The following is a 21894-nucleotide window of genomic DNA, read 5'->3' as shown; positions in this document are numbered from 1 at the left end:
CTATGAACCGTATTTTCTTACGCCTTCGTAATTCTCTTGCAACGAGAGTCATTATTTCGACAGTTCTGCTTTCCTTAGGCGTTATCTATTTAACGGGATCAGCGCTCAACTCGCAGTTAGCTACAGGTATCAAGAAGGTAAACCTAGAATCATCACGCATTGAAGCGCGCTCAACGATATTTTCAGCTGAATACCGATTTTTGTTGGCAGAAGGTGAAAAAGAGGAAGCTGTATTTAAGGTTATCAACGACATCATTAGTTCAGCCACTTCACTGACAACAAATGAAAATGCTAGGGAAGTTGTTTTCATTCGAAGCCCTGGCAATACTCGAATTCAAAACTACGAGATAACTTCTAATCAAGTTGACCCAACATCAATTCCAGAGAGATTGAGTAAGCTTGTGCGTAAGAATGCAGATTTAGTCTCTTCAAATATCACTATCCAATACACAGGCGGATTAAGAATTCCTGGATTGGCTTTTGGTCAAAAAGTACAGATCCCTGGTGCTGGTCAGTATGAAATGTACATGCTCTTTTCTCTTGCAAACCAAAATGCAACGTTAGATCTTATTCAACGGCTTTTGGCTCTAACAGGTCTAGCTCTAGTTCTCTTAATTTCTTTGATTGTTTGGCTGGTGGTGCGCCAAGTTGTTCGACCGGTGCGAGAAGCTGCAGCGATTGCAATTGAGTTCACATCTGGAGATTTCCGCCAGCGGATGAAGGTGGTGTCACAAGATGAAATTGCCACTTTGGGAACGGCATTTAATGAGATGGCAGAGTCTTTGGAGAAACAAATTGCACGTCTAGAAAACCTTTCTCGAGTTCAGCAACGTTTTGTTTCAGATGTTTCCCACGAACTTCGCACACCACTGACTACTCTTCGTATGGCCTCTGAAGTAATTAACGCATCTCGCGATGGTTTTGATCCAGTCGTAGCTAGAAGTACAGAACTTCTAGTGGCACAACTAGATCGATTTGAACGATTACTGGAGGATTTACTGGAAGTAAGTCGCTTTGATGCCGAAGTTGCTGTCATCGAAGCTGTTGATTTCGACATTGTTTTATTAGCAAATCGATGTGCGCAAGATTTGGGCTTAGTGGCAAAGGAAAAATCTACAGATCTTCGTATTTATAGCATCGCTGAGAGCATCACTGTGAAAGCCGATATTCGACGAGTTGAGCGCATTTTGCGCAATTTGTTCTCTAATGCCATTGATCATGCCGAGGAGAAGCCGGTTGCAATCACAATTGTGGCAAGTGAGCATGATGTGGCAGTTGGTGTGAGGGACCATGGAATTGGTTTGGATGAAAATGCCCTTACCCGAGTCTTTGATCGATTCTGGCGCGCTGATCCCTCGCGAGCACGAACACGTGGAGGCACTGGCTTAGGGCTTTCAATCGCACTAGAAGATGCCCGTTTACATAATGGAGAGCTTGAGGCTTGGGGAAGACCTGGCAAAGGAGCTCACTTTGTTTTAACACTGCCTCGTCAAACTAGACAAGGAATTGAATCAAGATTGATTAAGTTAATTCCAGATGATGTTCAAGCCTAGTTTCCACAAGTAGGTTCTGCTTAATTCTTTTCACGATAACTTGGCATCATGCAGGTTTTTTCAGAACTGAGTCAACTCCTATTTCCTACTCGCTGCTATGGCTGTAATGCAATTGGAATCTCTATTTGCTCTAACTGCAGAAGAGAATGGCATCCTCATTACTACCTCACCCATATTGGCGGATTGCGAGTTAATTCGGCGGTCCTGTATTCACCAACTGCTAGCAAGATAATTCTGGCCGCTAAAGAACGTGGATTAAAGGGAGCAGATGAATTAATCATCGATGCGATTGTTCACGTACTGAGCAGGGCAAATTTTGATAAATACAATGTTCGCCTCGTGCCGATTCCATCGTCGGCGATAAACAGGCGAAGAAGGGGTAGAAGTTTTATTCCCGATATTTGTGATGAAATTTCTGAGAGAACTTCCATCCCTGTAATTCCAGCGTTAAGAATTCTTCGAAAAGTAAAAGATCAAAGCACGCTTAGTGCACCGGCAAGGACTAAAAATATGCATGGCGCATTTGGAATAGCGCAGAAGATTTATCCTCGGGGTGACTTAATTCTCATTGATGATGTAGTCACCACAGGAGCCACCGTCTGCGAGGCGGCCAGAGCCCTGAATTCACATGGATTTGCCGTCTTGGGCTCGGTTACCGCTTGTGTGGCTCAGCCTCTAAGATAGGAGACTGGTACGAGAGATTAGTTCGTGAGCGTTGAAAGGTTGCATTGATGCCAGCGTTTTTTGACAAGCTTATGCGTGCAGGCGAAGGTCGCATCCTTCGTGAACTGAGCAAGATTGTTGTTGTCGTTAATGAACATGAAGCTCGCATCGTTGCAATGTCTGATTCAGAGCTTCGTCAACAAACAGAACTATTCAAAGATCGCTTTTCAAAAGGCGAGACATTAGATGATTTGATGCCAGAGGCTTTCGCTGTAGTGCGCGAAGCAGCTAAGCGAACTTTGGGACAGCGTCATTATGACGTTCAGATTATGGGTGGAGCCGCGCTGCATAAAGGCAATATCGCCGAAATGCGTACTGGTGAAGGTAAGACTTTAGTTGCAACCCTGCCATCTTATTTAAATGCTTTAGCTGGTCGTGGAGTCCACGTTGTTACTACAAATGATTATTTAGCAGAGCGCGACAGTGAGTGGATGGGCCGTATTCACCGCTTCCTCGGTTTAAAGGTTGGCGTGATTTTGGCCAACATGACTCCAGCAGAGCGTCGCGAGGCATACCTTGCTGACATTACATATGGCACAAATAATGAATTTGGTTTTGATTACTTGCGCGACAACATGGCATGGTCGCTAGAAGAGTGCGTGCAGCGCGATCATTTCTTCGCTGTAGTTGACGAAGTTGACTCTATTTTAATTGATGAAGCACGTACGCCATTAATCATTAGTGGACCTGCCGATAAAGCAACCAAGTGGTATGTGGAATTTGCAAACCTTGTCGGTAAATTACAGCGCGATGCTCACTATGAAATTGATGAGAAGAAGCGCACAATCGGAATTCTTGAAGATGGCGTGACAAAGGTTGAAGAGCTTCTACAAATTGGAAACCTCTATGAGGCTGCAAATACGCCGATGATTGGTTACCTCAATAATGCAGTGCGTGCGAAGGAGCTCTTTAAGCGCGATAAGGATTATGTTGTCATGAATGGTGAACTGCTTATCGTTGATGAGCACACCGGTCGTATGCTCGCTGGTCGTCGTTATAGCGAGGGTCTACACCAGGCTCTAGAGGCAAAAGAGCGCATTGAAATTAAGGATGAGAACCAAACTCTTGCAACAATTACGTTGCAAAACTATTTCCGCCTTTACGACAAACTCTCAGGCATGACTGGTACAGCGATGACAGAGGCTTCAGAATTTCATCAGATTTACAAGCTAGGTGTTGTTCCAATTCCAACAAACCGAAGCATGGTCCGTATAGATCAACCTGATCTTGTCTATAAAACAGAAGCCGGCAAGTTCATTGCTGTAACTGCAGATATTGTTGAAAAGCACCGTAAAGGTCAACCAGTTCTAGTTGGCACAGTCAGCGTTGAAAAATCAGAAGAGCTTTCTAGTTTCTTGCGCAAAGCAGGAGTTCCACATGAAGTTCTAAACGCCAAGCACCACGAGCGCGAAGCAGCAATCATTGCTCGCGCAGGTGTTAAAGGCGCAGTAACTGTTGCCACAAATATGGCTGGTCGCGGTACCGACATCATGCTTGGCGGAAACCCTGAGTTCATGGCAGATTTTGAATTACAGCGCCGTGGAATTTCACCTGTAGATGATGCAGAGCAATATGAAAAAGCTTGGCCAGAGGAAATCACTCGCCAAAAGGCAGCGGTTGCAGTTGGTCATGAAGAAGTAATTGCACTCGGTGGTCTTTATGTTTTAGGAACCGAGCGACATGAATCTCGACGCATCGATAATCAGTTGCGTGGTCGTTCTGGTCGCCAAGGAGATCCTGGTGAGTCACGTTTCTATCTTTCACTTCAAGATGAGTTAATGCGTCGATTTAACTCAGGAATGGTTGAGCGTTTCTTAACAGCTGCAGGCATTCCAGAAGATGCTCCGATTGAATCCAAAATGGTCAGTAATGCAATTCGCTCAGCACAAACTCAAGTTGAGTCTCAGAACTTTGAAATGCGCAAAAATGTTTTGAAGTATGACGATGTAATGAATCGCCAGCGCCAAGTGGTTTATGGTGAGCGTCGAATGGTTCTAGAAGGTGCTGATATTGAGGATCAGGTAGCCACTTTTGTTAGTGACACGCTTACTGCCTATGTCAGCATGGCCACCTCTGAAGGTTATTCAGAGGATTGGGATCTAGATACCTTATGGAATGCACTTAAGACTATTTATCCAATCTCATTTACTATCGATGAGCTTATTGCTCGTGTTGGTTCACGAGCTGGACTTGATGAAGAGTTCTTAATAGCTACAGTTATTGAAGATTGCAAAGCAGCTTATGCAAAGCGCGAAGAGTCACTGGGCTCAGAGGCTATGCGCGAACTTGAGCGCAAAGTCTTGCTCTCAGTTCTAGATCGTAAATGGCGTGAACATCTCTATGAGATGGACTATTTGCAAGAAGGAATTGGCTTGCGTGCGATGGCCCAGCGTGATCCACTCGTAGAGTATCAACGCGAAGGTTTTGATTTGTTCTCAGCAATGATGGATGCAATCAAAGAAGAGATTGCAGGATTCCTATTCAATATCGAGGTGACTGTTGAGGCGTCAGGCAAAGAAGTAAGTGGTGCAGGTCTTGAAGCTAAGCCACTTTCTTCTAGCGGTCTGCAATACACGGCAGCAGATGAGTCTGGCGTGAAAACTACTGGGGATGTTTCGCGTAATGCACAATGCCCATGTGGTTCAGGTAAGAAATACAAGCGTTGTCATGGTGCTGCTTAAAGCAAAATAAGAGCAGTACATAACCAACGCTTATCTATACCTTCAAATCGCACAAGCATCGCGCGCAGGCGGTTCTCATATCGAATAGTAATTGTTGCTTCACAAATTCCATCCAAAGGCTCTTGAATGTGAATTTTACGAATATGGCCAATTTCTTTCTGTGAGCCAGATTGCCGAACTAACTCAGAGAAAATTCTGTGATGGCACAGAGATTCAACTTGTCGTGGGGATCGTCGCCCAGCCCAAATTTCAACAATTGAATGAGCAAAGCGCTCAGTCCACCCTTGTAGTTCAGGAAGATCTCTGGCAGATGTTGGTTCCGGTGCAAAATCTGGATCAAACTCATCATCAAATCGAGATGGAACAAGGTAGAGCTTGCTGGGCTTGGCTGATTGGTGCAGCCCTTGTGGTCTAAAGATTTCCAGTAGCGGATGCTGCCAATCAACGTTTGTGGCACTTGTTAGCTTCTCAATGCGAAAACTGCTTATAGATATCTCTTCTACTACTCGATTAGTGGTCATGAGTGAAGGGTTCAACTTTCCACACTAACTTTGCTCAACCATTTGGTTGATTTCTTCTCATCACAAAGGATGAGTGTGGATAAAGCTATGAGCCTTGTCCGCCGATGCAATTAGGTGCACTCATGAGAAAACCACCGTCAAGTAGTCGATCCAGAATGCCACTGGCAATTTCCCTTATTGCCGCCTCCTTTATTTCAGCATTCTTTTTAGCCACCTTTTCCCAATCAACGACACAGTATTGGGTTGCAACTATTGATTTGCAGAGTGGACATCAAATCTCAACTGGAGATCTCTCTTTAGTGGACATGGATTTAGCTGCGAGTTCAATGATTTATCTACCTAAAGATCTAGACCCTCTAGGACAAGTTGTCATTAAGAACATTGTTGCTGGGGAAGTGATGAGTGTTAATTCAGTGAGCTCCACCGCTAAAACTATGGCCAGCAGCGCAGTCCCTTTAAGTATTCGATCTGTTGACCTTGCTGCTGGAATCTATGTTGGTGCATTGGTGGATATCTACTGGGTGATTGATAGTCTCAATGGTGAATCTCCTCAGGAACCAATTCTCATTCTTGGTAGCGTTCCAATAATTAGTGCCGATGTGAAGAATAAGAACTTTGGCACAGATGCTGCGATTACTGTTTCAGTGGAGCAAACTCAAGTTCTTCGACTACTGAGCGCCACAACTATGGGGCGCTTGGTGGTGATTAGTTCTAATGTCTAATCAAGAATTACCAGTAGTAATTACGGCAATTTCAGATGCCCAGTTTGAAGGTTTTGTTTCTGGAACGCTATTTGCCCAAGGATGGAGTGTGGTTTTTCGGGCTATAGATACTGAAGCGGTTGAAAGATATTGCTCAAATAATGTGGAACAAGCTTCTAGTTCACTTCTTATCTATTCACCAGATTTGCCTGGAATTACACTTGATGTGGTTAAACAATTGAGCACAAAGGTTAAACAAGTCGTTGGCTTTTCAACTCAGACAAATACAGAGTTTGTGGACTTACATCCCATTCCTACCACCGCCACAGATTTGGTGAGTATTGTTCGTGGCTTTGTGCGGGCCCCGATGCTGCGCCAGGTGAGTGCGATCAATCGAGCAAATCGCAAAGCTCATGTGTTAGCAATTGGCTCTGCAGGCAGTGACACGGGCTGCACAACAATTGCGCTCAACCTAGCTATGGAATTGAGTGTCTTAGGTAAATCAACACTGCTCATTGATGCAAACTTTCGAGCACCATCTATTGCTGCCCTTATTGCAATTCGCAATGTGCAATCAGAATCTGGATGGCGAACTATTGCCCCACAACTTGCTATAGCTGAAATTACTCAGCAAGAAGCTGGAACTATTGATCAATTCATGGAAAATGCAACACAAAGTTTTGACAACATTGTCATTGATTTAGGATCTATCTCTGGGCTCTCAAATCGCCTTACAGATAGACGCTGGACTTCAACTATGACCACATGGAGCTGTGACCAAGGTGATGAACTCATGGTTATTGCACGTCCGGACTTACTTGGGATTCACCGGTTAGAACAAGTCTGTTCCTTACTTGAAAAAACCTCTATTAGATCTGCGCTTAGCTTCACACTCAACATGCGATCTCAAGGCAAGAAAGGTGCTGATGAAGAGGCTCAGTTTTTGGCAATTACTACGAGACTGAGACCTTTGTGCGTTCGAACCATTAACCGTGATCTTCGGGCGGCATCTAAGGCTCTAGAGGAGAAAGCCACACTCATTGAGGTCAATATGCGCTCTGCGCTGCGTAAATCAATTGCAACAATGGCCAGTGAGCTCAAGCGCTAACTTCTAATACTATTAAGGCATGCGAGCCTATCTTCCAATTTCTCATGATGAGCTTGCTGCCTTCCTAAATTCTGGAAGCAAAGAACTGGAATCAATTTTAGCCCCAACGCCTTTTTATGTTGGGGAGAATGAAGATTTAGGTGAAGAAGAGATTGAATACCTCTTATCTCTTGAGGCAGCGCAATCTGCACTCGAACTTCGTTCATCGAATAAAGCACCAGGAATTGTTCTAGCCATTGAATTAGAGCCCAAGCAGGTCAATACAGTCAATGAGAATTCGGTTACCTTGAACTCAGCAATCACCTGGGAACAAGTGCAATGTGCACTCCTTCTCTTTCCTGATGAAGAAGAGCTCATCTGGTTTGCTACCCAAGAGATTGAAATCAATATGGGGGAGTGGAAATAACATGCCCCAGTTTGAAACATTGATCCATAGCCGTAGCTCTGTGACAATCGATCAGGCTCACAAACTGCGCGAGCTAGTTGCTGATTGGCAACTGCTTTCAGATCTCTCCTTTGCTGATCTCATTCTTTGGGTTCCTATCCGTAAAGATATGAAGATGTGGCCAACTGGCCATGTTGCTGTGGCACATATTCGCCCAACAACTGCAGCAACAGTTTTTACTAATGATGTTATTGGTGATGAAGTGATGTGGGGAAACCGTCCACGAATTGACTCTGCATTATCTAGCGGTGAGATTGTTCGTGATTCAGAGGCTGAACAAGTCGGCGAGCTAATGATTAAGGAAGAAGCCATCCCTGTTGTTTTTGATGGGCAAGTTATAGCTGTCATAACCCGCCACCGCAATGCTGAGTTAATGCGCTCACCTAGCCGCTTAGAATTAAATTATCGCGAAATTGCACACAGCCTTTATCGGATGGTCTCTGAAGGTTTCTTTCCTTATAAAGATGCCGGTTCACTTTTTGAGCCAGTGCCACGTGTGGGAGATGGTTTGATTCGCCTGGATGTAAATGGCGTTATTTCTTATGCAAGTCCCAACGCTAGATCTGCATTTAGCCGAATGGGTTGGAAGAGTGAGATTGAAAACAACAAATTAGGCGAAGTAGCAGAAGCAGTAGCCAAGAATTCTCCTAATCCTCATGAAGAAGGAATTCGCACACGCCTTAATGGAAAGACCTTGCGACGTGTTGATATTGATAACCAAGGCGCAACTATTGACTTACTGGTGCTCCCATTGTTGCAAGGTGAAGATCGAATTGGTGCCATTGTTTTGCTTCAAAATGTGACTGAACTTCGCAGGCGCGATAGAGAGCTTGTTACTAAGGATGCAACCATTAGAGAGATTCACCACCGTGTTAAGAACAACCTTCAGACTGTTTCAGCCCTTCTTCGCTTACAGGCGCGCAGGATTGAGGACCCGAGTGCATCATCGGCCCTTAATGAAGCGGTGCGCAGAATTGCTTCCATCGCACTTGTTCATGACACGCTTTCTACAAGTAGTGAAAACGAAGTTGCATTTGATGAAGTGCTCACTAGTTTGATTACTCATGCACTTGAGTTAAATCCTCGAATGGGTGAACTAAGAATTGAGCGAAAAGGTGAGCTAGGTTCACTTGAATCAAGGCTGGCAACGCCGCTCTCCCTTGTTGTTACAGAGTTAATGCACAACGCTCTAGAGCATGGTTTAGCTGAGCAGGGTTCGGTTCTCACTATTGAACTATCTCGCTATAGCAATGAATGTGTCATCAACATTACTGATGACGGAGTTGGTTTACCTAAGGATTTTGATTTAGCTACTTCTTCAAATCTAGGACTTCAGATTGTTAGAACCTTGACAGAAAATGAACTTAAAGGTGTATTGAAATTGCAATCAACTGATTCAGGAACTCAAGCTAACTTACGATTCCCGCTTTAGAATTGGTTCTGTTGCTCCATTAAACGTGCACGATTTCGTGCAGCGCGGCGCTTAAGTGCACGACGCTCATCTTCTGAAAGGCCGCCCCAAACTCCAGCATCTTGTCCGCTCTCTAGCGCCCATGCAAGACATGGTTCTTTAACGATGCAACGATTACAAACCTTTTTAGCTTCTTCAATTTGGGTAATTGCTGGACCAGTATTTCCAACCGGGAAGAAGAGTTCAGGATCTTCATCACGACAGGCTGATTGATGTCGCCAATCCATGGGAGACCCCCTTCATATAAAGGATTTGGGCATACCCAAATCACGTAAATTCTTTCGGTTGATATACGCACATCAATGTTGCGCAAGAAGGTAATTCTCCCTTGTTATGCAGTGATAAACAAGGATGAATCGAAAAAGATTGTGAAAAATAGGGTGATATGCATCAAGTGAGTGCCCCCGACAGGAATCGAACCTGTGCACCCGCCTCCGGAGGGCGGTGCTCTATCCCCTGAGCTACGGGGGCTCATGAGCATGAGTAGGTTATCAGCGGGTGCAGTTATCTCGCCTTACTGTCAGAATGAGCGCTATGAGTTCAATCGCATATTTTGCAACAGGTTGCTTTTGGGGCGCTGAACGCCGCTTTTGGCAGATGGATGGAGTGAAGGAAACTTCCGTTGGTTACATGGGCGGCGCACGTCCCAACCCTTCATATGAACAAGTCTGCACAGGAGTTACTGGTCACGCTGAAATGGTTGCAGTCACATTTGATGAGTCAAAAGTGAGTTATCAGAGATTGTTAGAAGAGTTTTGGACAATGCATGATCCGACATCTTTAAATCAGCAAGGTGGCGATATTGGAACGCAATACCGATCTGCGATTTACACAAGTACACCTGAGCAGTATGTAACAGCAGTTAATTCACGTAATGTGTATCAAAACGTTTTAACTTCTGCGGGATTAGATGAAATTGTTACTGAGATTAAAAGCGCTGATGGAGTCCCATACTACTTAGCAGAGGAATATCACCAGAAGTATTTGCAGAAAAACCCTAATGGTTATGACTGCCACTCAAGCACAGGCATTGCATACCCAAGTGCAGGAATACATGCATGAGTGAAAAGAACTATCCAGTCTCAATTGATGAGGCTGCTCTTAAAGCAAAGCTAGACCCACTTTCATATGAAGTGCTACGCAACGCTGCAACCGAACGACCATTTACTGGTGAATACACTGACACTGACAAAGTAGGCGTCTATAAGTGCAAAGCGTGCAGCGCCGAACTTTTCCGCAGTGAAACCAAGTTTCACTCTGGATGCGGCTGGCCATCTTTCTATGCTCCAACTGCAGATGATGCTGTTGAGCTCATTGAAGATCGTTCACTATTTCCACGTGTTAGAACTGAAGTGCGATGTGCTGCATGCGGTTCACACCTAGGTCATATCTTTAAAGGTGAGGGTTATGACGTCCCAACGGATGAACGCTGGTGCATTAACTCTGTCTCATTAATCCTTGAGGATATTTAGTAATCCAACCCGCGGCTTTCATGAACTGCTTGATAGCAATACCAGGCAACAACACTTCGGTATGGATGCAGTTTCTCGCCCTTTAGATCTAAAGCTTTAGCCAGAGTTTCTTCCTTGTTCTTATGAATCATGTCCCAACCCCGACGCACCGCTAAATCTCCAGTGGGCCAAACATTCAAGCGCCCCAGTTGAAACATCATAAACATCTCAACAGTCCAGCGCCCTATGCCCCATAGTGAAGTTAACTTGTCATAAATCTCTTGATCATCATGGATTTCATCGATGGTATCTATGGGAATTGATTTATCGGCAACTGCCCCAGCTAGGCCCTTTAATGTGCGAGCTTTTGCACCAGAAACACCTATTTCTCGAAGCGCACTGTCATCGAGTTTGATTAGTTTTTTGGCATTAATTGTTCCCTTACAAAGATCAACTAAGCGCCCATGAATTGTCTCGGCAGCCTTTACGGCTAGTTGTTGGGAGATAACTGAACTCACTAAGGATTCAAAATGTGACTCTGTTGGGGCACTCCGACCAATTGTGCAAAGGGGGCGACGAGCAATCAGTGGTGCAAACTTGCGATCCATCTCTGCAACTTCAGCAACAATACGTCGCATCTTTTGCGCAGAGTGGACCGCCATAGATTAAAGGGAGAACGTTGGGTATTCGTCAGTAACCATAAGAAGTGCATAACCGACAATTCGGTTCCAATAAGCAATCGTTCCGACTACACCTTCAGCACACCACTCTGGATAGTTTCCTGTAAGGACAACACTTACCCAAGCAAAGATTGTAAGGAAGAAGGCATAGATGGCATAAATCAGACCTACTATGTAAAGAGGAATTGCCAAGAACCACTTCACAAGAGGCAGGTAACGGTTAAGTGCTTTTGGATCTACTTCTGGGAAAGTCACACTTACAACATCATTTTCTTCTAATGAAGGATATTCATCTGTAAGTACGAGCAGGTATGCATCAATACGAGTGGAGAGAGATAGGAAGGCATCATTAAAGGCCAATAAATATGAGGGATATGCCTGGCGGAAAACTATGGATAGAGCTACAGGCAGAACAAAAAATCCTGCGATCAATGACATGTTGTCGGAATCAAACTGCTGCGGAGCAAAAGATAAAATGAAAATCGCTATTGGCGCAATGAGGATTAGGCGAAAAAATGCAGTTAAACGATTTCGCTCGGTCAGGGACACATCAATCTGGGTTTCAATTTGATTGCTCATGGTCACCAATTTAGTCCTATATCGCTCCTAGCTATTGCCATTTGCAGTGCTGATGCCCTATTTTGCAGTCTCTTGCGGAACTATTTGCAGGTTTTTACAGCATGCGGGGGCATTTGATGGCTGGCATTAAGGAAGTTGCGGAGGAAGCCGGGGTATCCACGGCAACTGTTTCACGCGCACTTCGAGGCCTTCATCATGTTAATGATTCCACTCGCGCAAAAATTATTGCAGCTGCGGAGAAATTAAGTTATCCGCTCACACCCTCGACGGCAAATACCGCCTCTGGGCGGACAAATAGCGTTGGAGTTGTAGCACCATATATTTCACGCTGGTATTTCTCACAAGTTATCAGCGGTGCAGAACAAGCCTTGCGCGAAGCTGGACTTGATCTTCTTCTCTATAACTTCAGCCAAATGAAAGGCCGAGAGCGCTTATTTCAACATCAATTACTCAAGGGCCGCGTTGATGCACTTATTGTTATTAGCTTGCCGCCAACAGTTGAAGAGTTTGATTCTATGCTCAGCCTTGGAATCCCCATTGCACTCGTTGGTATGGAGCATGAAAAATGTGCCTCTGTAAAAATCGATGACATTGCTGGAGCTCGCTCAGCAACTCAACACTTAGTTAATCAAGGGCATAAGCAAATCGGATTAATGTCAGGACGCCCTGATGACCCGTTTAACTTTAGTGTTCCCCAAGATCGTCGCAAAGGATTCATGCAAGTACTGGCAGAAAATGGCCTTGAATGGTTGCCACAGCGTGAAGTCCACGGCGATTTCACAATGCACACTGCTGCTCGTGCAATGGATGATCTCTTAGCACGTCCTAACCGACCAACTGCTATTTTTTGTGAATCTGATGAAATGGCGATGGGTGCAATGCAAGCACTGCGCCGACATGGACTTAAAGCACCTGATGATATTTCTATAGTTGGATTTGATGGTCATGAGATGGCAGAGTTTTCGGAGTTAACGACAATTGAGCAACCCGTGCAATTGATGGGTGAAATGGCAGCGTGGTCGATTATGGAGAGATTGCGCAAACCAAATATTGATCCACCGTCACTCGTACTTCCAACAACATTAGTTGTGCGCAATTCAACACGGCGCATTAGCCCAGAAGAAGCCTAGTTTTAGCCTCTTTCGCTAATTGAGCCGGGCAGGGTAACCTAGCCGCTATGTCAGATAACAACGTTGTTGCACCTGCGCTCAGTGAACTTCTCACCCACAGCTCAGAAAAATGGCGAGGTTTTGCAGCAGATGTTCTGCCTCTTCCCGTTATGGAGATGGACTTTCCGATAGCGCAGCCAATTCGCGATGTGTTAATCGAGATGGTGAATCACTCAGACCTTGGATATCTAGGGCCAGTTCCTGAATTAGCCGATGGCTTTGCTTCATTCTGTGCAAAGCGTTGGAGCTGGGAGATAGATAAGTCCCAGGTAAGAATTGCAGCAGATGTTGGGGTTGGCTGTGTTGAAGTTTTGCGTGTCTTTACGAAGCCAGGTGATCGCATTCTTATCAATTCACCTGTCTATCAAAATTTTTATAACTGGATCAACGAAGTTCAGTTAGAAAAAGTTGATGTTCCCTTTGTTAAAAGCGGTTCAGAAAGTGACGATGTAAATCCATGGAGTTTGGATTTTGACGAAGTTGAAAAAGTTTATGCCTCTGGAATCAAGGTGCACCTTCTTTGCTCCCCACATAATCCACTAGGTCGCATCTATTCACGCGCTGAACTAACTCGGATTGCAGATATGGCCAAGAAGTACAACGTCCTAGTGATTAGCGATGAGATTCACTCGCCATTAGTTTTTAAATCACATGAATTCGTACCATTCTTGGCAATCAGTGAAACAGCCCGTGAAGTTGGTGTTGCAGTTACCTCTGCCTCTAAGGGCTGGAATATCGCTGGGCTTAAGTCAGCTTTGATCGTTTCACAAAATGCGAAAATTGATGAAGTGCTGGCGTTGATGCCATTAGCAGTTAAATTTCGATCATCAATTCTTGGAGCCTTTGCATCGGCCGCCGCTTTTAAAGATGGCGAAGTCTGGCTGGATTCAGTACTGAAAACTCTTGAAGAGAATTCAATAATGGTTCGCGATTTACTGAGCGCCAAACTGCCATCAGTAAAGACTCATTTGCCGCAGTCCAGCTATGTTGCTTGGCTAGACCTAACTTCATTGAATTTAGGGGAGAACCCTGCACAAACTCTATTAGAGCGTGGCAAAGTGGCTTTCAATGCTGGATATATGTATGGCCCACAAAGTTCACAGTTCGTGCGATTAAATTACGCAACAAGCCCAACAATTTTGACCGAAGCAATTGATCGAATTGTGAAATCTTTGTAGTGACTCATTATGACGTTGCGATAATTGGTGGTGGCCATAACGGCCTTGTTGCAGCAACATATTTAGCTAAAGCTGGAAAGTCCGTAGTCATTCTTGAAGCTAATGCCGAGGTGGGCGGAGCAACTACGAGTGTTAGAGCATTTCCCGAATACGACGCCATGCTCTCGCGTTACTCCTATATGATTTCACTATTACCCGATCAAATTGTCAGTGATTTGGGGTTAGATTTTGAGTGCATTTCAAGAACAGTTTCTAGCTACACACCATATTCTCGAAACGGGAAAGACTCTGGACTTTATGTGGCACGCCATTGGGACAAAGAAACTGAAGATTCATTTAATGAGTTAGATCCAAGTGGTGCAGAGTGGGCGGCTTGGCAGGATTTCTATAATGAAATAGCCGAGTTTGCAGTAAAAATCGCCCCATCAATGCTGCAGCCTCTAAAGAGTAGAAGTGAGTTAAAGGCAGAGATCAATATGCCAGAAGTCTGGGATTACTTGATGGAGCGCCCAATCGGTGAGGTAATTGAAGAACGATTTAAGGATGATCTAGTTCGCGGTGTTGTATTGACTGATGCGCTTATTGGTACGTTTTCATCGGCATTTGAGATGCAAGCCAACATCTGCTTTTTATATCACTTGATCGGAAACGGAACTGGTGAGTGGAAAGTTCCACGCGGTGGAATGGGTGCACTTGTCAAAGAGTTAGTGCGTGTGGCAACTGCAGCTGGTGTTGAGATTAAAGTTAACGCACGAGTTAAATCTGTAGCAACAGATACAGAAAATGCAACTCTCACGTTAGAAGATGGAACTACGGTTACCTCTAGCTTTGTATTGAGCAATGCAGCACCACAAGTTTTGGCTCGACTGCGAGGAAAGACTCCACCTGCAAGTCTTGAAGGTTCGCAGATGAAAATCAATATTTTGCTGAAATCTCTGCCTCAACTAAAATCTGGAATAGATCCACGATTAGCTTTTGCTGGAACTTTTCATGCCCAAGAATCTTTTGCGCAGTGTGAATCAACATATCTGCAAGCAAAGGGTGGCACTGTGCCAGAAATGCTTCCTATTGAAATGTATTGCCACACGCTCACTGATCCATCAATTCTTAGCCCGGATCTGCAGGCACAGGGATATCAGACGCTGACGGTTTTTGGTTTGCACACACCTGCTGCACTCTTTGATACTGATAATGAAATGGCTAAAGCTGCTGCACTTAAAGCCGCTCTAGCCTCACTTAATCAATATTTAGTAGAACCACTTGAGAATGTCATTGCAGCAATTGAAGTTAAGTCACCGCTAGATATTGAGGGCGATGTTGGCCTACCGCGTGGCAATATCTTCCATAAGGATTTGAGTTTTCCATTCGGTGAAGACAGCCAGCAAACACGTTGGGGAGTGGAAACTGATGATCCACGCGTATTTATCTGCGGGGCAGGTGCAATCCGTGGCGGCGGAGTCAGTGGCATTCCAGGCCACAACGCTGCAATGGCAGTGCTTGAAGCATCGGCATAGGATTAGCAGATGAGCAAAAAGATTGAAACCAGCGCAATTACTGCAGGACGTCCAGCAGTCACACCAGATGCACCACTGAATCCTTCAATTGATTTAACATCAACTTTTCACTCTGGTGGCCCTATTGGTTATGGCCGTTATGGAAACCAAACATGGACATCGTTAGAGGATGCAATTAGTGAGTTAGAGGGTGGACAAACTCTTACGTTTTCTTCTGGCATGGCAGCAATTAGTGCGGTCTTTTCAATTCTTCCAATGGGTGCACCAATCGTGGCTTCAAATCAAGGCTATAGCGGTGTGATGAGTTTGCTGAATTCTTTTCACACAAGTGGTCGCCTAGAAGTTAGATTCGTAGATGTGGTCAATACTCAAGAAGTAATTGATGCAATGAAGGGCGCAGCTCTGGTTTGGTTAGAGTCACCAACAAATCCATGTTTAGATGTGGCTGATCTTCCTGCCTTGATTACCGCCGCTAAGAAATTAGGAATAGGTGTTGCTGTAGATAACACCTTCGCAACTCCACTTGTGCAAAATCCTTTGGCGATGGGCGCTGACATTGCTATGCACTCTGTTACTAAGTTCTTATCTGGCCATAGTGATGTTTTGATGGGATCACTCTCAATTAGTGATCCTGCTCTATTTAAGCGTCTGCATGATTCACGTAGTTTTAATGGCTCTATCCCAGGTCCATTTGAAGCTTGGCTTGCACTGCGTGGATTGCGCACATTCCCGCTGCGCTTTAATAAGTCACAAGAGAGTGCCAAGGAGTTAGTAAAACGACTCACGAGTCATCCAAAAATCTCACGTGTTCGCTATCCAGGTTTTGGTGCCATTGTTTCTTTTGAAGTTGATGGAACTGCAGAACAAACCCAAAAAGTCTGTGAATCATCAACAATGATTGCCCATGCCACATCTTTGGGTGGAGTTGAGTCACTATGGGAGCGCAGACGCCGCTGGCCAATTGAATCTCCAACTGTTCCAGAGCAGCTCATTCGCCTATCAGTGGGCTGTGAGCACGTTGATGACATTTGGGACGACATAACTAGGGCCCTGAACGCTATCTAGCGCGGGAAATCCCAATAGAGAGTATTTTTGTCTCATGATCAAAGCCTTTCGTCGAGTCATTGCAGCAGTAACTGTTGCCGTGTTGGCTTTTCGCGCCGTGGGCTCATTTCTTTCATGGATAGAACACCAAGAAGATACTGCGGCAGATACGTGGATCGACGAAGATGAGTTTGAAGATGTCTGATTCAACCTACGTAGCAGGAACATGCAACATTGGACAGAAAGAGATTCGTAGAAGGCAATTTGTTGCTGTAGTTGGTTTATTTCTTTCCATATCATCTTTGATTGGACTGATTTCAGTTAGTGCTCCAACTGGTGCACGAGTAGGAATATTTCTACCCTTAATGGTTGCAGCGGTGGGCTTTGTTCAATCGCGCAGTAAGTTCTGTTTGGCTTATGGTTTTGCTGGCACGTTCAATTTCGGCAAACTCGGTGATCTCTCCCGAGTGAGTGACCCACAAGACAAAGCAGCAGATCGAGCCACAGCGTTAAAGATTCTTGGGAAATCTTTTCTTCTAGCTTTCGTAGCGACATTGGCGGTTCTAGTACTACCCTTATAAACATGAAGATACAAATTCATGCACGTAATGCCGAACTTGCCGAAGACTTTAGAGATATCGCAGAAGAGAAATTAAATTCCATGGAGCGCTTTGGTGTGGTCATTGACCGCGTTGAAGTAGAGATACTTCATGAATCCAATCCACGCTTAGGTAAGCACTCACACCGAGTGATACTGACTTCTCATGGTTCAGGGCCGCTGCTTCGAGCAGAGGCAAGTGAATTCAATGATCTTGCCGCGTTTGATGCTGCAATGAAGAGCTTTGATATTCAAATCCGTAAGATTCATGAAAAAAGTAAAGATTACAATCGAGAAACATTAAGAGGCAAAGAAGTAATTTAGTTAAGCCAAGAACCAAGCTGTTGAACGTGCTGGAATTACCTTTTTTCCATCTCGAGCATCAACTGTGCCCCCGCTGACGATTATCAGTTTGCCGGATGCATCACACTCTTTGGCAGAATCTGAAAGATTCATGACCACTGTGATAGATCCTCTGGAATATGAGAGCAAAGAATCGTTTTTAGCACCGTGTTGGGAGGATTCAAGCCAAGCAATTCCACCTGCTCCAACTAAGAACTCTTTACGCAGCTCTAAGGCATTTCTATACAAATGAAGTGAACTCTTTGGATCAGCCAGCTCACTCTCAACTGTTAGATCCCTCCAACACTGTGAAATTGGGAGCCATGGTTTTCCAGTACTAAATCCAAACGGAGTTGTGTTTCCGCTCCATGGCAATGGCACACGTGCACCATCTCTACCTTTAATCTGCCCATTGGTTCTAAGAAATGTTGGGTCTTGTCTATCTGAATCCTGTAATTGCCCATCAGGTAATCCCAGTTCTTGGCCAGCAAAAACATAGGCAGAGCCAGGCAGACCAAAAACAAATAATGCAAGTGCGCGTGCTTGTTCTTCACCAATACGGCTAGCAACACGTGGTGAGTCATGATTGCTTAAAGCCCATGTGGGCAGGGCATTGACCGTGGCATTAAGAGAAATAGATCTCTCTACAACATCAAATAGAACCTTTGAATCAAATTCAGCTGTGAGTAAATCGAAGTTAAAGACTTGATGGAGTTCATCTGCTCGGACATAACGTGTTGCATTTACTGGTGGATGAACCCAAGCCTCTGCAACTGCCATGATCTCGCGGCCTACATATGAGTCAAATAGTTTGCGCCATTTTCTATAAATCTCATGCACGCCTTGGCGATCAAAATATGGCACTGTAAGCAAGAGTGCGTTGCGTACTTCAGAATCCATTGCCACATCAAGGCGCAATGCGTTACTCAACCCTTGCGGATCAGAGTGATTCGTCAATACGTCTTCTTTTATCAACCCATGGGCCACATCAATTCTGAATCCATCTACGCCTAAATCAATCCAAAAACGCAGAGTCTTTTCAAAGTCAGCATTTACTTCAGGATTCTCCCAATTCAAATCTGGTTGAGAAGAATCAAAGAGATGTAAGTAGAACTGACCATCTGCCACTTGGGTCCAGGATGGACCACCAAAGAGTGAGATCCAGTTGTTGGGGGGAGTTCCATCTTCATTTGCATCATAGAAATGGAATCGCTCACGCTCTTTCGAACCTCGACCAGCTTTCAATGCTGCTTGGAACCATTCATGTTGGTCGGAGAAATGATTGGGAACAATATCTGCAATTACTCGCAAATTGCGCTTATGAGCTTGTGCTATTAACTCTTTCGCATCTTCAAGATTTCCAAATCGAGGGTCAACATCGCGGGGATTAGCAACGTCATAACCACCATCTTTGTTAGGGGATGTATAGAAAGGGCTCAACCAAATTGCATCCACACCCAAGCTCTTCACATAGTCCAGTTGGCTAGTAACTCCAGGCAGATCTCCCTCGCCATCGCCATTACTATCAAAGAATGAGCGTGGGTAGATCTGATAAATCGTGGCTTCTTTCCACCACGGTGCAGATTTCATGAGGTGAACTTATGCGAATCTGATGAACCCAAGCAATGCAAGAAGACTGAAACTGAGGTCAGCAATGTCTCGCTTTTATAACGATTTAATGCATAAGGGCGGTCACTCAATGTTACATCTCACTTAGTGAAAAGTGATGTTGAGTAAATTCTTTATCGTGTTGGAGAAGGAGAAGATTTCTTATTTTTCATTTTATTGAGCGTTCCCATTTCAACTGGCTTTATTGGCTTTACAGGCGGAGTTGGTAGGGCACCGAGTGCAGCTATTGCGGCATCACGAGCAACACTTGCTGCAGTAACAGCGATTTTTTGTTTAGAAAGAATTTCATTTTTAATGGCAGCCGTTTTCGCTACTTTCATTGTCATACGAGCCTCATGGTTTGCATCATTAACGGCAACCATAAATGTGCGATTAATTTGTGAGCGTGCTTTTTCACGAGCCTGCACTAAATCACGGTATCGATCTAAATCTAATCTGTATTGATTCATTAAAATCTGATAATCAGGTGAAGGTGAAGGTGAAGGCGTTGGTTCAGCTGATGCATTAATGCTGGATGAAAAGAGGAGGGTCAGCGAGATGACAACTAGTGCTATCCCTCGGAGTCTCATGCCTAAATGATGCATCCAACTGTTGTGATTATTCTGTGAAATGGCCTCGAAGAGTGAAAAATTATTGGATTTATAGCCCCATCATGCAAGAGTGGCCCTATGGCACAGTTAATTATGATCGTTGATGATGAGCCGGGGGTCCGAGCACTCCTTAATGACACCTTGCGCATTGCCGGCTTTGAGACCGTCGAAGCCACAGATGGAATGTCTGCGTTAACGCTTTTGCGCACTCACAAGCCAGATCTCTTAGTTATTGACATCAATATGCCGTTAATGGATGGATTTGAATTAGTTGAGCGCTTGCGAAGCACCAATGATTTAACCCCAGTCCTTATGCTCACGGCGCGGGAAGATAAAGCCGACATCACGCGGGGACTAAAAATTGGTGCCGATGATTATGTTGTTAAGCCATTTGGAATTGAAGAGTTGATTCTGCGCATTAAAGCGATTCTGCGCCGCTCAGCTAAAAATGTTGATACTCCTGCTCTACTCTCATGTGGACCAATCTCAATCGATGACGATCAGCATTTAGTGAGCTTTAATGGTGAAGAAATAGACCTTTCACCGACCGAGTACCGCTTATTACAGATATTGATAGAGAAAAAGGGCAGAGTGCTCAGCAAGAATCTCTTGCTGGATGAAGTCTGGGGAATCACTTTCGAATCCGAAAGCACGGTTGTGGATACCTATATTTCATACCTTCGCAAGAAACTGCACCGAGATGGCTTTGAAGGTATTAAGACGGTTCGCGGCGTGGGATTTCAAATCCAGGAGCCTAAATAGTCTTCATGAAAATAAGAACTCGGCAACTTATCTCAACTGCTCTTGTGACTTCGGTCCTCTCAATTCTTATTGGTGGCTTTGCTGTTGTGAGCACATATCGCAGTGAGATTGCCATGATTGATAAACGTCTCAATCAAGTTGAAAGTGATATTCGAGTAAATCCGATGGATGCAGTCAGCATCGCCCTGCTCAGTATCGAGCAAAATAATCTTGACTTAACTTTAGGTTTTGCAACTCCAAGTGGTGAAGTAACTGTTTTACGTCAATCTGTTGGCACACCATTAGAGGGACCAGATCTTCGAGTTCGAACTATTCCAATCCCTGAAGGGGATAAGTTAATAGTCGTTGGATCATTAGTGGATATCAATCGATCACTCGATATCAATCTCTGGCGACTTCTCATTTTCATCATTCTTGCAAACATCCTGGCATCAATTGCAACATCACTGTTATCTCGTTCTGGGGCCTTGGCACAAGAGCGGGCGCAAAGGCAGAAGATGCAAGAGTTCATAGGTGATGCTGCCCATGAACTGCGCACGCCAATGACTGTCGTGAAGGGATATGCCGAACTTCTCAAAGGCAAGCAGTTAGATCCAGAGCGAGAGAGTGCAGCATTTGAGCGACTCAACAGCGAGCTAAAGCGAATGGATTTCCTCATTGGTGATTTATTGATGTTGGCCCAGCTGGGAGAAGAAGGAAACATTGAGTTCGAGAGTATTGATATTGCCCAGTTAGTACGTGAGAGCGTCTCTGACTTTAAAGAAATAGCACCCACTCATCCAGTTACCACTCAGATTGATGAGAGTGCCGTATTAGTTGGTTCTGAAAAGTATTTACAGCGCTTTATCCAAAACGCTCTCACCAATATTCGCTTACACACACCCGCAAGCACCTCAGTACGAGTAAGTGTTAAGGCCGAAAAGCAGATCACAATCATTATTGAAGACAGTGGTCCGGGCTTACCACCTGAATCCTATGGAGAGAAAATCCGAGGCTTAAAGCGCTTTGATAGATCTCGCTCCCGAGATACTGGCGGCACGGGACTGGGTATGAGCATCATGAATGCAGTTATTGAAAGACATAAGGGGACATTTACTCTTCGCAAGAGCGAACTCGGTGGCTTGGCAATTGAAGTTCACCTGCCTCGCACTTAGA

The 21894-nt window shown here is 44.7% G+C and carries 24 protein-coding genes and 1 tRNA gene; 18 read left to right on the top strand and 7 right to left on the bottom strand.

The window, feature by feature from the left end; all coding sequences use genetic code 11:
* Positions 1-2 precede the first annotated feature (2 nt).
* Genes mtrB through secA form a run of 3 tightly spaced genes read left to right on the top strand, consistent with a single transcriptional unit; the run spans position 3 to position 4957 of the window.
* Positions 3-1553 (top strand): MtrAB system histidine kinase MtrB, encoded by a 1551-nt coding sequence (mtrB, locus tag A7sIIA15_RS05535; protein WP_095686157.1) that lies wholly within the window; start codon positions 3-5, stop codon positions 1551-1553.
* Between the two features lie 48 nt (positions 1554-1601).
* Positions 1602-2237 carry a ComF family protein gene (locus tag A7sIIA15_RS05530; protein ID WP_150123728.1) on the top strand — a complete coding sequence of 212 codons (636 nt, stop codon included), beginning with the start codon at positions 1602-1604 and terminating at the stop codon, positions 2235-2237.
* A gap of 47 nt (positions 2238-2284) precedes the next feature.
* On the top strand, positions 2285-4957 hold the full coding sequence (gene secA, locus A7sIIA15_RS05525; protein WP_095686155.1) for a preprotein translocase subunit SecA: 2673 nt from the start codon (positions 2285-2287) through the stop codon (positions 4955-4957).
* On the opposite strand, the gene A7sIIA15_RS05520 is transcribed toward secA, so the two are convergent.
* The gene (locus A7sIIA15_RS05520) at positions 4954-5478 is read right to left on the bottom strand and encodes an Rv3235 family protein (protein WP_095686154.1); all 525 of its coding nucleotides are present in this window, start codon (positions 5476-5478) and stop codon (positions 4954-4956) included. The genes secA and A7sIIA15_RS05520 overlap by 4 nt on opposite strands.
* A 122-nt stretch (positions 5479-5600) precedes the next feature.
* On the opposite strand from A7sIIA15_RS05520, the gene A7sIIA15_RS05515 reads away from it, so the two are divergent.
* Genes A7sIIA15_RS05515 through A7sIIA15_RS05500 form a run of 4 tightly spaced genes read left to right on the top strand, consistent with a single transcriptional unit; the run spans position 5601 to position 9164 of the window.
* Complete coding sequence (locus A7sIIA15_RS05515) at positions 5601-6200, top strand: SAF domain-containing protein (RefSeq protein ID WP_190279119.1); 600 nt, start codon at positions 5601-5603, stop codon at positions 6198-6200.
* Positions 6193-7287, top strand: a complete 1095-nt coding sequence (locus tag A7sIIA15_RS05510) for a tyrosine-protein kinase family protein (protein WP_095686152.1) — start codon at positions 6193-6195, stop codon at positions 7285-7287. The genes A7sIIA15_RS05515 and A7sIIA15_RS05510 overlap by 8 nt, the downstream gene beginning before the upstream one ends.
* A 19-nt stretch (positions 7288-7306) precedes the next feature.
* The gene (locus tag A7sIIA15_RS05505) at positions 7307-7693 is read left to right on the top strand and encodes a DUF6912 family protein (RefSeq protein WP_095686151.1); all 387 of its coding nucleotides are present in this window, start codon (positions 7307-7309) and stop codon (positions 7691-7693) included.
* 1 nt (position 7694) lies between these two features.
* Positions 7695-9164 (top strand): sensor histidine kinase, encoded by a 1470-nt coding sequence (locus tag A7sIIA15_RS05500; RefSeq protein WP_095686150.1) that lies wholly within the window; start codon positions 7695-7697, stop codon positions 9162-9164.
* Here the strand turns inward: A7sIIA15_RS05500 and A7sIIA15_RS05495 are convergent.
* Together A7sIIA15_RS05495 and A7sIIA15_RS05490 are read right to left on the bottom strand one after the other, a co-directional pair.
* Positions 9161-9430, bottom strand: a complete 270-nt coding sequence (locus tag A7sIIA15_RS05495; protein ID WP_018206988.1) for a WhiB family transcriptional regulator — start codon at positions 9428-9430, stop codon at positions 9161-9163. The genes A7sIIA15_RS05500 and A7sIIA15_RS05495 overlap by 4 nt on opposite strands.
* Before the next feature lie 172 nt (positions 9431-9602).
* A tRNA-Arg gene (locus A7sIIA15_RS05490) sits at positions 9603-9674 on the bottom strand.
* A gap of 63 nt (positions 9675-9737) precedes the next feature.
* Between A7sIIA15_RS05490 and msrA the strand changes: the two genes are divergently transcribed.
* Positions 9738-10265: a peptide-methionine (S)-S-oxide reductase MsrA gene (gene msrA, locus A7sIIA15_RS05485; protein ID WP_223298241.1), complete on the top strand. Its 528-nt coding sequence runs from the start codon at positions 9738-9740 to the stop codon at positions 10263-10265.
* Positions 10262-10675: a peptide-methionine (R)-S-oxide reductase MsrB gene (gene msrB, locus A7sIIA15_RS05480; RefSeq protein WP_095686148.1), complete on the top strand. Its 414-nt coding sequence runs from the start codon at positions 10262-10264 to the stop codon at positions 10673-10675. Before msrA ends, msrB begins: the two co-directional genes overlap by 4 nt.
* Here the strand turns inward: msrB and A7sIIA15_RS05475 are convergent.
* Positions 10672-11316 carry a DNA-3-methyladenine glycosylase family protein gene (locus A7sIIA15_RS05475; RefSeq protein ID WP_095686147.1) on the bottom strand — a complete coding sequence of 215 codons (645 nt, stop codon included), beginning with the start codon at positions 11314-11316 and terminating at the stop codon, positions 10672-10674. The two genes, msrB and A7sIIA15_RS05475, sit on opposite strands and share 4 nt — an antisense overlap.
* Before the next feature lie 3 nt (positions 11317-11319).
* Complete coding sequence (locus A7sIIA15_RS05470) at positions 11320-11913, bottom strand: DUF4389 domain-containing protein (RefSeq protein WP_095686146.1); 594 nt, start codon at positions 11911-11913, stop codon at positions 11320-11322.
* Positions 11914-12029: 116 nt separating this feature from the next.
* Here A7sIIA15_RS05470 and A7sIIA15_RS05465 point away from each other — a divergent pair, with 116 nt between their 5' ends.
* The 7 genes from A7sIIA15_RS05465 to hpf are packed head-to-tail and all read left to right on the top strand — an operon-like array spanning position 12030 to position 17740.
* Positions 12030-13043 carry a LacI family DNA-binding transcriptional regulator gene (locus tag A7sIIA15_RS05465; protein ID WP_095686145.1) on the top strand — a complete coding sequence of 338 codons (1014 nt, stop codon included), beginning with the start codon at positions 12030-12032 and terminating at the stop codon, positions 13041-13043.
* Positions 13044-13090: 47 nt separating this feature from the next.
* Entirely contained in the window at positions 13091-14260 is a 1170-nt protein-coding gene (locus A7sIIA15_RS05460; RefSeq protein WP_095686144.1) for a MalY/PatB family protein, read from the top strand.
* Positions 14260-15774 (top strand): phytoene desaturase family protein, encoded by a 1515-nt coding sequence (locus tag A7sIIA15_RS05455; RefSeq protein ID WP_095686143.1) that lies wholly within the window; start codon positions 14260-14262, stop codon positions 15772-15774. The genes A7sIIA15_RS05460 and A7sIIA15_RS05455 overlap by 1 nt, the downstream gene beginning before the upstream one ends.
* Positions 15775-15783: 9 nt before the next feature.
* Positions 15784-16839, top strand: a complete 1056-nt coding sequence (locus A7sIIA15_RS05450; RefSeq protein ID WP_095686142.1) for a trans-sulfuration enzyme family protein — start codon at positions 15784-15786, stop codon at positions 16837-16839.
* 34 nt (positions 16840-16873) lie between these two features.
* Positions 16874-17023, top strand: a complete 150-nt coding sequence (locus A7sIIA15_RS07105) for a hypothetical protein (RefSeq protein ID WP_190279118.1) — start codon at positions 16874-16876, stop codon at positions 17021-17023.
* Positions 17016-17399, top strand: a complete 384-nt coding sequence (locus A7sIIA15_RS05445) for a hypothetical protein (protein WP_095686141.1) — start codon at positions 17016-17018, stop codon at positions 17397-17399. Before A7sIIA15_RS07105 ends, A7sIIA15_RS05445 begins: the two co-directional genes overlap by 8 nt.
* Before the next feature lie 2 nt (positions 17400-17401).
* Entirely contained in the window at positions 17402-17740 is a 339-nt protein-coding gene (gene hpf, locus A7sIIA15_RS05440; protein WP_095686140.1) for a ribosome hibernation-promoting factor, HPF/YfiA family, read from the top strand.
* Here hpf and A7sIIA15_RS05435 read toward each other — a convergent pair whose 3' ends face one another.
* Together A7sIIA15_RS05435 and A7sIIA15_RS05430 are read right to left on the bottom strand one after the other, a co-directional pair.
* Positions 17741-19348 (bottom strand): glycoside hydrolase family 13 protein, encoded by a 1608-nt coding sequence (locus tag A7sIIA15_RS05435; protein WP_095686139.1) that lies wholly within the window; start codon positions 19346-19348, stop codon positions 17741-17743.
* Positions 19349-19500: 152 nt separating this feature from the next.
* Positions 19501-19956: a hypothetical protein gene (locus A7sIIA15_RS05430; RefSeq protein WP_095686463.1), complete on the bottom strand. Its 456-nt coding sequence runs from the start codon at positions 19954-19956 to the stop codon at positions 19501-19503.
* Positions 19957-20055: 99 nt separating this feature from the next.
* Here A7sIIA15_RS05430 and A7sIIA15_RS05425 point away from each other — a divergent pair, with 99 nt between their 5' ends.
* Both A7sIIA15_RS05425 and A7sIIA15_RS05420 read left to right on the top strand, forming a co-directional pair.
* Positions 20056-20739, top strand: coding sequence for a response regulator transcription factor (locus A7sIIA15_RS05425; RefSeq protein ID WP_095686138.1), 684 nt, complete (start codon positions 20056-20058; stop codon positions 20737-20739).
* Positions 20740-20744: 5 nt separating this feature from the next.
* Positions 20745-21893, top strand: coding sequence for a sensor histidine kinase (locus tag A7sIIA15_RS05420; protein ID WP_095686137.1), 1149 nt, complete (start codon positions 20745-20747; stop codon positions 21891-21893).
* The last annotated feature ends 1 nt before the right edge of the window (position 21894 follow it).

The sequence above is a fragment of the Candidatus Planktophila vernalis genome, assembly GCF_002288185.1.
Lineage (GTDB): Bacteria > Actinomycetota > Actinomycetes > Nanopelagicales > Nanopelagicaceae > Planktophila > Planktophila vernalis.
The sequence above is the reverse complement of the archived record's forward strand: the minus strand, read 5'-3'. Positions and strand labels throughout refer to the sequence as shown.